Genomic DNA, 12,217 nt, shown 5'->3' on the forward strand with positions numbered 1-12,217 from the left:
CCCCCCAGTTTTCGGCTTTTCTGGCCATCCTTCCCCCGTCCGTGTGACGTTTCCCTCGTGAGTACCCGCTAATGGAATGGCTAGCCGACCCCACGGCCTGGCTAGGCCTGCTGACGCTTATCGTCCTCGAGCTGGTGCTGGGTATCGACAACCTGGTGTTCATCGCCATCCTCGCCGACAAGTTGCCGCCCCACCAGCGCGACCGCGCGCGGGTCATTGGCCTGAGCCTGGCGCTCATCATGCGCCTGGGCCTGTTGGCCAGCATTTCGTGGATGGTCACCCTGACCGCACCGCTGTTCGAAGTGTTCGGCAAGAGCTTCTCTGGCCGTGACCTGATCATGCTGTTTGGTGGTGTGTTCCTGCTGTTCAAGGCCACCATGGAGCTGCATGAACGCCTGGAAGGTCACGTGACCCAGGCAAGTGGCACACTGCGCCATGCCGCATTCTGGCCGATCGTTGCCCAGATCGTGGTACTGGACGCGGTATTCTCGCTGGATGCCGTGATCACGGCGGTGGGCATGGTCGATGAGCTGTCCGTGATGATGATCGCGGTGATCTTCTCGATCGGTATCATGATCGTTGCCAGCAAGCCGCTGACCCGCTTCGTCAACGCCCACCCCACGGTGATCATGCTGTGCCTGGGCTTCCTGATGATGATCGGTTTCAGCCTCACCGCAGAAGGCCTGGGTTTCCATATCCCGAAAGGCTACTTGTACGCGGCCATCGGCTTCTCGATCCTGATCGAGATGTTCAACCAACTGGCCCGTGCCCGCCGCAAGCGCAGCTTGCAACAGCATCGGCCGTTGCGCGAACGGACTGCCCATGCCGTGCTGCGCCTGCTGGGCGGCCGCCGGGTCGAGGCTGACGAGGTAGGCGAGGAAATTGCCGACCTGGTCGAGGGCGGCGGGGAACAGGTGCTGTTCGACCGGCGTGAGCGGGTCATGATCAGCGGCGTGCTGAACCTGGCCGAGCGACCGATTCGTACGGTGATGACTGCCCGTGCCGAGGTTGATGTGATCGACCTGGCGCAACCGGCTGATGCCATTGCCCAGGCCCTGGCCAATTCGCCGTACTCGCGCCTGCCGCTGATCCGCGATGGCCGTGTGGACGAGCCCTTGGGCTTTGTGCACAAGAAGGAACTGCTCAAAGAGCTGCTTTCGGGTAGCCAGCCCGACCTGGAAAACATGGCCCGGGCGCCGTTGAACCTGCTGGAGAGCTTCAGCATCCTCAATGCCTTGGAGCAAATGCGCGGTCAGTCGACGCATATTGCCTTTGTGGTCAACGAATTCGGTGACTTCACCGGGCTGTTGACCATGACCGACATCCTTGAGTCGATTGCCGGGGAGCTGCCGGATGCCAGCGAAGTTGAAGGCCCGGGCATCGTTCAGGAGGGTGAAGGCTTTGTGGTCAGCGGTGCGCTGAACCTCAGCCAGGTGCAGGCGCGTACTGGCTTCAGTGCCCGTGCTACCGAGGATTACCAGACCCTTGCGGGCCTGGTGATGAGCTTGCTCGACCGTCTACCGATGGTCGGTGACCGGCTGGCCTGGAATGGCTGGATGCTGACCGTAGAGGCGGTTGAAGAGCGACGAGTGCGCCAGGTTCGGCTTACACCGAACGGCGACGCTGACGTAGCAGGTGCTTGAAGCCTTCAAGCACCAGCACCAGTACCGCGGCCCAGATTGGCAGGTAGGTCAGCCACTGATCCGGGCCGATGGTTTCGCCCAGCAGCAACGCCACGCCCACCAGCAGCACGGGTTCGACGTAGCTGAGCAGGCCGAACAGGCTGAATGGCAGCATGCGGCTGGCCAGCACGTAGGCGATCAGCGCCGAAGCGCTGATCGCGCCAAGGATCGGGATCAACACGTAGAGCCCCGGGTGTGCTTGCAGATCCGCGCTGGACAGTGGGCTCTGGATCACGAAGTACAGCGCCCACGGCAGCAGCAGGCACATGTCGCACCACAGACCACCCAGATGGTCGGTGCGGCAGCGTCGGCGCAGCACGAAGTAGATCGGGTAGCCCATCGTGACCAGCAGGGTTTCCCAGGCAAAACTGCCATTTTGGTACAGCTCGTGGCCCACGCCCAGCGCGGCGCAGGCCACGGCTACCGTCTGCAGGCGTGACAGGCGCTCGCCATATACCAGTCGCCCGGTCAGGACCATGGCCAGTGGCAGCAGGAAGTAACCCATCGACACTTCCAGGCTGCGCCCATGCAGGGGCGCCCATAAAAACAGCCACAGCTGCACCCCCATCAACCAGGACGTGCCGACCATGCCGAGCAACAGCACCGGTGTGCGTTTCACCCGCCCCATCAGTTCGCCCACCCGCTTCCAGTCTTTCGAGACAAGCATGAACAAGGTGAGGCAGGGCAGTGTCAGCAGGGTACGCCAGCCAAAGATTTCTTCGCCATCGAGTGGCTTGAGCAGGGAGGTATAGAAGTACATCACAGCGAACAAACAGGACGCCATGACCGATGAAACAATGCCTTTTGACACGAATGCCTCGAATAAGGGAATTGAGCGGGTTGATCAGCCGCGCATGATCTCAGGGGGCGCGCCTTGCGGCAACTGCGTTGCGCCCGGGCGAGTGGCCAGGGCTTCGAGGAACTGGGCGGCCGGCATGGGCCTGGCGAACAGGTAACCCTGCTGGAAGTCCACCCCGTGCGCGGCCAGGTAGTCGCGCTGCATGGCGGTTTCCACACCCTCGGCGACGATACCCAGGTCCAGCTTTCCTGATAGCTCGATGATGGTCTCGAGAATGTGTACTGACAGCGCATCGGCGCCGATCATGGCAACAAAGCTCTGGTCTATCTTCAGGTAGTCGACCTTGAATTGCCGCAGGTAGTTGAGGCTCGACTGGCCGGTGCCGAAGTCGTCGAGGGCGATCATCACGCCCATGGCATGCAGCTTTTCGAACAGTTCAAGGGTGACCGGCGTGGGCTCGATCAGCTTGCGCTCTGTCAGCTCCAGGGTCAGCACCACCCGACCGGGCGGAAAGTGCTGCAGGAATGTGCGGCAGTCATCCAGCAGGCTGAGGTCGCGGCAGTGGTCAGCGGTGATGTTGACACCAATATGGAAGCCGTCTTCCAACAGGCCGGCATAGGGCGCCAGGCTTTGCGCGGTATGTGTCAGCAGCGCGCGGGTCATGGCGACAATCTGCCCGCTGTGTTCGGCATAGGGGATGAACAGGTCGGGGCGAACCAGGCCCTCTCGCGGGTGGTGCCAGCGCATCAGCACTTCCGCGCCAGCCCAGCGGTAATCGCCCTTGCGCACCACCGGCTGAAAATACGGCAGGAATTCATCGGCCTGCAGGGCACGCTCCAGTTCGGCACGCGGTGAGGTGGCGCGGCGAATCTGCCAGCGGCATACCAGCGCCGCCAGGGCACCCAGCACCAGCAGCAGACTGAGCAGGCCAGGGTAGTGGCTGCGTAACAGTTGGCCTTGCTTGTCGGCACCGTAGCCGCCCTGCACGCTGAAAGGGTAGCGGGTTGAGCCAATCAGCACGTTGGCACTGGGTGCTGCGGGGGAGACGCCTTTGTGTACCACCCCGTCCTTGCCCATCCAGGCGTCGCCCACGCGGATCTGCAGTTCTTCATCGGGGCCGATCAGGCGTAGTGCAGTCAGCAGGTGGTCGCCATCCACCGTGGTGATTGCACCGTGGTCGCCGTCGCTGGCACGGTAGACCAGCAGCGGGTGGCCCGGCGTAACCGAGTTGCCGTCCATCAGCCATAACTTGCCGTCGACGTAATCGCCAGGATTGACCGGTTCTTCGAACTCGCCGAACAGCGAAGTGCAATAAAGGTTGTTGTGCCTGAACAGGTTGGTCGAGCGCACGAAGGCATTGCGGGTAACCTGGGCCCGTAGCATAAGCTTGACCTGCTCGCATGGGCTGTCAGTCAGTGGAAGCAGCGAATTGGCGGCACGGGACAGGTCGTCGAGAATGTGTTCGACGTGCTCCAGTGCCTGGCGGGTGGTGGCCTGGCTGCTGGCCTGCATTTCACGCTCGACCTGCCAGTTCATCACGGCCAGGCCGCACATGACCGGCAGCACGCCGACGACCCAGGGCAACAGCGTGCGCCAGCTGAGGGCGGCGCGGCGTTTGACGGTAAGGGGCATGCTGACCTGACTATCATGAAGTAAAACGAGAGGATAGCCGTTTGTCGGCGCGTACGAGTAACTAAAACGCGACAAACCATTTTACGCAATGTAGAATCGATTTACGAATACAACAATAAGGTCCTTCACTTCCGAAGGATCAAGCCCGCCGAGAATGGGTCCATATGACATACCATGGGTTCAAGCTGATCATAGGTGACTACCTCGCCCGTAGTGTGCGGGGCATTCCGTGCTCACCGCCGTTCCTGTTCCACATCCCACGCAATCAATAATTTTCGCTGCAGATGAGAACATGAACATGGCTGATATCTTCGAAAATCCAATGGGCCTGATGGGCTTCGAATTCATCGAACTGGCTTCGCCGACCCCGGGCGTACTTGAGCCTGTATTCCAGATACTGGGCTTCACCAAAGTGGCCACCCACCGTTCCAAGGATGTGCACCTGTATCGCCAGGGTGACATCAACCTGATCCTGAACAATGAACCTAAAAGCATCGCCTCGTACTTCGCCGCTGAACATGGCCCGTCGGTGTGTGGCATGGCCTTCCGCGTGCGCAATGCCCATGAGGCTTATGCCCGCGCCCTGGAACTGGGCGCCCAGCCGGTAGAAATCGAAACCGGCCCGATGGAACTGCGCCTGCCGGCGATCAAGGGTATCGGGGGGGCACCGCTCTACCTGATCGACCGCTTCGAGGAAGGCAGCTCGATCTACGATATCGACTTCAACTTTATCGAAGGCGTGGATCGCAACCCGGTGGGGGCTGGCCTGAAAATCATCGACCACCTCACCCATAATGTTTACCGCGGGCGTATGGCCTACTGGGCCGGGTTCTACGAGAAGCTGTTCAACTTCCGTGAAATCCGCTACTTCGACATCAAGGGCGAATACACCGGCCTCACTTCCAAGGCCATGACTGCTCCTGATGGCATGATCCGCATCCCGCTCAACGAAGAGTCGTCCAAGGGCGCGGGGCAGATCGAAGAGTTCCTGATGCAGTTCAACGGTGAAGGTATTCAGCACGTGGCCTTCCTGACCGATGACCTGCTCAAGACCTGGGATGCCCTGAAGGGGCTGGGCATGCGCTTCATGACCCCGCCACCGCAAACCTACTACGAAATGCTCGAAGAGCGCTTGCCTGGCCATGGTGAGCCGGTCGACCAGCTGCAAGCGCGTGGCATCCTGCTCGATGGCGCCTCGCAACCCGAAGACAAGCGCCTGCTGCTGCAGATTTTCTCGGAAACCCTGCTTGGCCCGGTCTTTTTCGAGTTCATCCAGCGCAAAGGTGACGATGGCTTTGGTGAGGGCAACTTCAAGGCGCTGTTCGAATCCATCGAACGTGACCAGGTACGCCGTGGCGTGCTGAGCACAGACTGACCGCCTTGGAGTACCGTCGTCGTCATGCTCGTTCGGCGGCGGTACCCCGCCTGTTTGCACGTGCCCTGAACAGGGCCAGATAAACGATCGAGCCGGTCACGATCCCCACCAGCATCAGCGAGGGCGCGATCTGCAGCACCGACTGGCGGATTTCCTGAGCGGTGAAGCCCTCCGGGTAGCCACCTTTGACCGTGTAGCCATATCTGGCCGACATTGCGCTGGTAAAAAACTCGGCCTGTGAAGGGCGTTCAAGGCTGCGGCTGTCACCATTGCTCCATATGTAGCGGTCGCCAAACTCGACCAGCAGTGTCAGCCCATCCTGAAAGCCATCCAGTTCGTTGCGAATCTGCATGGCATAGGCTGTCACGATCACGCCATTGTTCTTGCCTTTTTGATGAAAGTCGACCAGCAGCTTCTGGCGCGTGTCAGGAGGGCCGTAGGACAGTGCGACCCGCTGGCCGGACAACGCGAACGATGAATAATGCTCCAGCGAACCTGAAGCCGTGCTGCAGTAAGGTTGATTGTCTTTGAGTAAGGTCAATGACCTGACCATGGAGCGAATGGCAACCTGGTCCTGCAAGGCACTTTTGACGCTATCGCAAGATTCCCCTGCAAAGGGCAGGGTGCGTAGGGCTGTCTCGTGCATTCTGTCCAGTGCATTATCGACGCTGAAAACCGCCTCCTGAACGGAAATGCTGGCGTTTTCCGCAAGTTTCGCTTCCAGCTGGAAAGCCATTACCAGCAAACCGGAAACCACAGGCACCAGCGCTACTGCAATGAGCAGCAGCAGCTCCACCATGCTGCGCCCTGCGTGCATGATTTTCGACATAGGCTAATAGTTCTCCGCTCTGAAACTGTTCGTGGTGAACAGTTGAGCCCTGAGCCTATGTATTTGCTGTCCGGGCTGCTGTAGTCCGGCTGCAGTTGAAACGGTAGGAAATCGAGCGCTTTGATGTAGCTAACTGCCGTTGAGCTTTTTAAGGACTGCTTCGGCCAGCAAGGCAGTGGAAGCGGGGTTCTGCCCGGTGATCAGCCGATCATCGTCGACCACGTACGGCTTCCACGGATCATCATGTTTGCTGTACTCACCGCCGCGAGCCCCAAGTTCGGTCTCCGTCAGGAACGGCACTTTGTCATCCAGTTCGGCCAGTTTTTCCTCTATGTTGGAAAAGCCGGTCACCTTGCGGTCTTTGAGGAGCAGGCAGTTGTTACTCAGCTTGATGTTCAGCAGGCCGACAACGCCGTGACAGACTGCTGCGACAATGCCACCTTTTTCGTAGATTTTACGTGCCAATTCCTGCAACGGCTGGTTTTCAGCGAAGTCGTACATCACCCCATGCCCACCGGTGTAGTAGATGACGCTGTATTCGTCAGCCTTCACCTGCCCTGGGGCCAGGGTACTGCCCAGGCGCGTCATGAAGCGCTTGTTGTCGTACCACTGCCAGTCCAGGTCAGGGGCCATCTGTAGGCTGTGCGGGTCGACGGGAACGTAGCCGCCCTGCGGGCTGACATAATCGACCGTGTAGCCGGCTTTTTCGACTTTCTCGACAAAGTGAACGGCTTCACCCAGCCACAACCCGGTCGCCCGTTTGAGGGTTGGATACTTCGCTGTATTGGTCAACACCACCAGAATTTTCTTGCTCATGACCCTGCTCCCGTCGGCAACCTGAATGGGCCTGTGTTCCTTGGCCCGAGGGAAAACCTAAATAGCATAGCTGTCACCTGCAAGTACGCCATGGCATGCAGTATATGCTGTGCTAACTTGAACAGATTCCACGGGCGAGCCTTGGGCCTGGCGACACTGTGGTCAACCCTGAGCATTGCTGGAGTCACGATATTGGTCGCAAACGGTACGCCACGCGAGCCTGCACCGCAGGTCATCCTGCATTCGCCTGCTTTGCCATCGATCGAGCCGATGGGCGAGCGGATAGCCCAGTTCGACTGGTGGCGTACCTCGCTTGGGCCATTGTCGCGCTGGCCTGCCTCGTTGCGCATTGCCGTGGACATGATGCACTTGTCGCCCTTCCCGTGTGCGGTGGTCTGGGGGCCAGACCTGTGTGTGGTGCATAACGACGGCTACCGGGCGTTGCGGGCATTACCGGATGCGCTGGGCATGGCGTTCGATACCCTGTGGAATGATATCTGGCCAGCAGTGGGGCCCTGGGTGTTCAAGGCACTGGAAGGCCACTCGAATTTTGTCGAGGACCCACCCCTGCGCATCGTCCGCAGTGAGGGCACCGAACCGCTATGGTGTGCATTCGGTTATGCACCCCTGCACGATGAACTCGGTAACGTGGCCGGGTTTCTGCATACGGTGATCGAGACCACAGCCAGCGTCGAGGCGCACCGCCATTGGCGTGATCAGGTGCAGAACTTTGAGCGCCAGGTCGAGCGCCATGTGGCCGAGCGAGAGCAGTTCTGGTTGCTGTCGCGCGAAGCGATGATGATGCTCACCCCTGAATTGAAACTGCATGCCGCCAACCCGGCCTGGTACCGCATTCTGGGCTGGACACAAGAGCAGGTGCAGGAAATGTTGGTGATGGAACTGGTGCACCCGACAGAGCGTGCCGAAGTCCAATTGGCAATGTCCGGGCTGCTGCAATGCAGACAGGCGGAGCAGTTGGAGATCCGCCTGCGACACCGCGATGGCCACTACCACTGGTTTCGCTGGAGCGCGCGGTTTGACGGCAGCCTGCTGACTGCGGTTGGCCGGGACATCACCGCAGACCGTGAAGAGGCGGCGCGCCAGGCAGAGGCGCTGATGCGCAACAACGAGCGCATGGAGGTGGTTGGCCAGTTGGCAGGTGGCATGGGCCATGAAATGAACAACTTGCTGTCCGGTATCGGTGGCAGCCTCGAACTGCTGCAACGGCGCCTGCAGGAGGGGCGGCTGGAGCGTGCTGGAGCCTACGTGGACGTTGCGCGCGACGCGGTGCAGCGGGCCATGGATCTGACCCATCGGTTGATCGCATTTTCCCGTCCTCAGCCATTGGCCCCTCGGCCACTGGACTTCAATCGGCAATTACCTCTGAGCGAACCTCTGTTGCTGCGAGCCTTGGGGGCAGAGATGCGTTTGCACTGGCAACTGGATGTTACGCCTTGGGCTGTGAGCCTGGATGTGCGCCAACTCGAGAATGCCTTGATCAACTTATGTGCCAATGCGCGTGAAGCGTGCCTGGAACAGGGCAATGTCACCATCAGCAGCGTCAACGAACGGCTGACAGCCTTTTTTCCGGATGAAGGTGGCTTGCCGCCAGGCGACTACGTGGCCGTGCATGTCGAGGACGATGGCCATGGCATGTCAGCAGTGGATATCGCCAGGGCTTTTGAACCGTTCTACACCACCAAGCCGCTCGGTCGTGGGGCCGGGCTTGGTCTGTCGATGGTGTATGGCTTTGTCCGTCAGTCAGGCGGCTATGCCTGGATCGAGTCGACGCCGGAACAGGGTACCAAGGTTTCCATGCTTTTCCCGAGGAGCCATGAGCCGGTTCCCGATGAGCCTTTGCCAGTAGCCTTTTCGCAGCGCATGGCACGGGGCGAGCGCCTGCTGCTGGTGGATGATGAATTTGATCTGCGCGCGGTCATGCGCGAGTACCTGACTGAGCGTGGTTTTGACGTCACGGATGTGGGCGATGCCAATACCGCACTGGAGCGCTTCCGCAATGGCGGCCCTTTCGATCTGGTCATAACCGATATCGGTTTGCCAGGTGGCTTCAGTGGCCGGCAAGTGGCCAAGGCCATGCGCATGCAGCTTGCACAACAGAGAATTCTGTTTATCACCGGTTATGCGGACCAGTCTATCGAAGCGCAATTGCTCGATCAGCCTGGCACGGCATTATTGAACAAGCCGTTTTCGCTGGCGCACCTTGCCGATGAGGCGCTACGCATGCTTGACGCGTAAAGCGTTTCAAGGTTTGCCTAGAATCTGTGTCACTTGAGCCTGCAACTGCTGCAACTCGAACGGCTTGCAGATCAGGTGCATGCCCGCGCCCAGGAAGCCTTCACGGGCCATGGCTGTTTCCGCGTAGCCGGTGATGAACAGCACCGGTAATTGTGGGCGCAGGCTGCGGGCAATTTCTGCCAGTTGCCGGCCGTTCATGCCGGGCAAACCCACATCAGTGACCAGCAAATCCACCGGTTGTGCCGAGCGCAGCACCTTCAGGCCCTCGTTGGCGTCGGCTGCGCTTTGGCAGGGGAAGCCGTTTTCGCGCAACGCCTGGCAGAGCAACTGGCGCACATGGGGATCGTCCTCGACAATCAGCACGTGTCGGCTGCAGCCGTCTTGCCTGGGGGGCACAGGCTCGCTGGAGGGCAGGGCCTGGTCGACATGGCGTGGCAAATACAGCTCCACCTGGGATCCTTGGCCAATCTCGCTGCTGAGGGTGATATGCCCGTGGGACTGCTTGGTGAAGCCGTACACCATCGACAACCCCAGGCCAATGCCCTGGCCGGTCGCCTTGGTGCTGAAGAACGGCTCGAAGGCGTGCTCCAGCGTGCTTTGCGCCATGCCTTGGCCGCTGTCGATGATTCGCAGGCGCACATAGTCGCCGGTGCGCAAAGCGCCGTCACCGAACTGCTCGGTGGAGATGCGATGATTGCTTGCCTCGATGCGTAGCGGGCCACCGTTGGGCATGGCCTCGCTGGCATTGAGCAGCAGGTTGTCGAGGGCTTCTTGCAACTGCTGGTCATCCGCCTCCACGGGCCACAGGTTTTTGGCCGCGTGCACTTGCAGGGTTATTGCCGGGCTCAGGCAAGCCTTCAGGCGCTTTACATCGAGCAAGGTAGGCAGGTCTATACGTTGGCTGTGCAGCGATTGGCGGGAAGAGAAGGCAAGCAGGCGGTGGGTCAGGCGGGCAGCGCGCGAAACGGCCTCGCGGCCCATGCACAGAACGCCATCCAGGCCGTCGCTGCGGCCTTGGCGCAGTCGCCGCTGCACAAGTTCGAAACTGCCGCTGATGCTGGTGAGCAGGTTGTTGAAGTCATGGGCGACGCCGCCGGCCAGTTGGCCGATGGCCTCCATCTTGCGTGCCTGGCAGCGGGCGAATTCACTGCGGTCCTGCTCTTTTTCCGGCGTTGAAGGCCGGCTGTCCAGGCGCTGCTGCATGCCATAGAGCTGGTCACGGGTGACGTACTGTCGCCGGCGGTTGCGTAGCGCGGACCGGGTCATGTGCAACAATTGGGCATTCTCGAAAGGCGCGACCAGCCATAGAAGATTGCCCACCGGATGATGACTCACGCCAGCTGCCGACCAGGCACCCTGGGTCACCAGCACAATGGGCAAATCCGACCAGCTCGGTTGCTGGTCGATGAATGCCTGTAGCAAGGCGCTTGGGCCTTGGTTGAACACCTGCTCGGCAATGATCGCCAAGCCTGCGCCTTCGGCCAGACGCGCCTGCAGGTTGGCCAGGTCGACCGCGCAGAGGCTGTTGATGCCCGCAGAAGTCAGCAGACGCGAGGTGTCCGCCGCCAGTTCTGGCGGTGCGAGGATCAAGGCACGTTCATCCAGCGCCAACGAACTGGCCAAAACGACTCTCCTTTAGGGTGGCCTGATACCCACTGGACCTTGCTACAACCTCAGGGTTCAACTGAATCCAGGTTCTGCCTACAGGCCTTGTTGCAGTGCAGGGTCGTCCGGGTTTTGGCGCTCCAGCTCGGCTAGCGATACTTGCACGTTCTGCAGTTGGCCGGACTCTTTCCAGTACTGGATCAGCAGCACCCGTGCCCGGCGATTGGCTGGCTGGCGATTGAGTATGGTTTCCAGTTGCTTCTGGGCGGCGTCGAGCTGGTCCAGCTGATGCAGGGTGACCGCCAGTGTGTAGCGGTAGTCGGCGTTGTCCGGGTCCAGTTCCACGGCGCGGGACAACGCCAGCAAGGCATACTCACGCTGTTCGTGACGATTGAGCCAAAGCCCTAGCTCATACTGCAGAAAGGCCGAGTCGGGGCTCAGCGCAAGGGCTTTGCCCAGGACCTGGCGGGAGGCATCGTGATGGCCCTGGCGCTCGAGCAGACGTACCTGAGTCGCCAAGGCTTCAAGGTTGCCGGGGGCGACCGCGAGCGCACGGTGCAGGGCCGCCGCGGCGTGCGTGTAGTCGTTTTCGTGCAGGTAAAGGCGCGCCAGGTGCACCTGGGCGTCGGCATCTTCGGGTTGTTGCTCCAGGGCCTGTTGGTATTGTTCCAGCGCTGATTGCAGCGGACCGAAATAGAGGCCGATGGCGTCGGGATCGAGGCCCAGCAGGGCATCCACGGCGGCAAAGCGCACGCTTTGCTCACCGTCGTCCAGCAGCGGGCCGAGTACCAGGCTGCGCTGTGCGGGCGGTAACAGGCGGCGGATACTGGCAATGGCCGCTCGGCGCACCAACGGGTCGGCCTGTTCCAGGTCCTGTCTGGCCAGTTTCAATGCCTGTGGCGAGGGGTAGTTGGGCAATTCGGCGTAGAGCGCCGCCCGGCGGATGGCAGGCAGGTCGTTACGCTGCAATTGCTGGTACAGCACCCGTGCGGCACCGGGCTGGCCGTCGTGGGCCAGGCGTAGCGCCTTGGCGTAGCTGTGTGCTGGCAAGTTCGGCGGGGTTGGCGGGGCGTCGCGCCACAGGTAGCCGAACAGGGCCGATACCAGAACCAACAACAGCAGGGCGATCAGGTAGCGGTTGCGTCTGGGCATCGGACGATCCGTGGCGGCGGGAAGGGCTGAGCTTGGGCCAGCCGGGGGGTAAATGCAACCGAGCCGGCCAA

At 60.8% G+C, this 12,217-nt stretch carries 9 protein-coding genes; 3 read left to right on the top strand and 6 right to left on the bottom strand.

The genetic code is table 11. The annotated features are described in order from the left end of the window. Positions 1–71 precede the first annotated feature (71 nt). Positions 72–1,643: a TerC family protein gene (locus ACE4QZ_RS12570; protein WP_021782968.1), complete on the top strand. Its 1,572-nt coding sequence runs from the start codon at positions 72–74 to the stop codon at positions 1,641–1,643. Here the strand turns inward: ACE4QZ_RS12570 and rarD are convergent. Then, positions 1,606–2,493 (bottom strand): EamA family transporter RarD, encoded by an 888-nt coding sequence (gene rarD, locus ACE4QZ_RS12575; protein WP_028697183.1) that lies wholly within the window; start codon positions 2,491–2,493, stop codon positions 1,606–1,608. The two genes, ACE4QZ_RS12570 and rarD, sit on opposite strands and share 38 nt — an antisense overlap. Positions 2,494–2,526: 33 nt before the next feature. After that, on the bottom strand, positions 2,527–4,113 hold the full coding sequence (locus tag ACE4QZ_RS12580; protein WP_021782970.1) for an EAL domain-containing protein: 1,587 nt from the start codon (positions 4,111–4,113) through the stop codon (positions 2,527–2,529). Between the two features lie 298 nt (positions 4,114–4,411). Here ACE4QZ_RS12580 and hppD point away from each other — a divergent pair, with 298 nt between their 5' ends. Next, a complete protein-coding gene (hppD, locus tag ACE4QZ_RS12585; protein ID WP_028697182.1) occupies positions 4,412–5,488 on the top strand; it encodes a 4-hydroxyphenylpyruvate dioxygenase in 1,077 nt (358 codons plus the stop codon). 22 nt (positions 5,489–5,510) lie between these two features. Here the strand turns inward: hppD and ACE4QZ_RS12590 are convergent, their stop codons facing one another. Together ACE4QZ_RS12590 and ACE4QZ_RS12595 are read right to left on the bottom strand one after the other, a co-directional pair. Beyond that, positions 5,511–6,317, bottom strand: a complete 807-nt coding sequence (locus ACE4QZ_RS12590) for a CSS-motif domain-containing protein (RefSeq protein ID WP_021782972.1) — start codon at positions 6,315–6,317, stop codon at positions 5,511–5,513. 129 nt (positions 6,318–6,446) lie between these two features. Further along, positions 6,447–7,133 carry a type 1 glutamine amidotransferase domain-containing protein gene (locus ACE4QZ_RS12595; RefSeq protein WP_021782973.1) on the bottom strand — a complete coding sequence of 229 codons (687 nt, stop codon included), beginning with the start codon at positions 7,131–7,133 and terminating at the stop codon, positions 6,447–6,449. Positions 7,134–7,325: 192 nt separating this feature from the next. Here ACE4QZ_RS12595 and ACE4QZ_RS12600 point away from each other — a divergent pair, with 192 nt between their 5' ends. After that, entirely contained in the window at positions 7,326–9,389 is a 2,064-nt protein-coding gene (locus tag ACE4QZ_RS12600) for a PAS domain-containing sensor histidine kinase (protein ID WP_031322214.1), read from the top strand. Between the two features lie 6 nt (positions 9,390–9,395). Here the strand turns inward: ACE4QZ_RS12600 and ACE4QZ_RS12605 are convergent, their stop codons facing one another. Together ACE4QZ_RS12605 and ACE4QZ_RS12610 are read right to left on the bottom strand one after the other, a co-directional pair. Beyond that, positions 9,396–11,012, bottom strand: coding sequence for a response regulator (locus ACE4QZ_RS12605; protein ID WP_021782975.1), 1,617 nt, complete (start codon positions 11,010–11,012; stop codon positions 9,396–9,398). A 78-nt stretch (positions 11,013–11,090) separates the two neighbouring features. Further along, entirely contained in the window at positions 11,091–12,146 is a 1,056-nt protein-coding gene (locus ACE4QZ_RS12610; RefSeq protein ID WP_021782976.1) for a HEAT repeat domain-containing protein, read from the bottom strand. Positions 12,147–12,217 lie beyond the last annotated feature (71 nt).

This window comes from Pseudomonas sp. DCA-1, assembly GCF_046523955.1.
Classification (GTDB): Bacteria; Pseudomonadota; Gammaproteobacteria; order Pseudomonadales; family Pseudomonadaceae; genus Aquipseudomonas; species Aquipseudomonas putida_Y.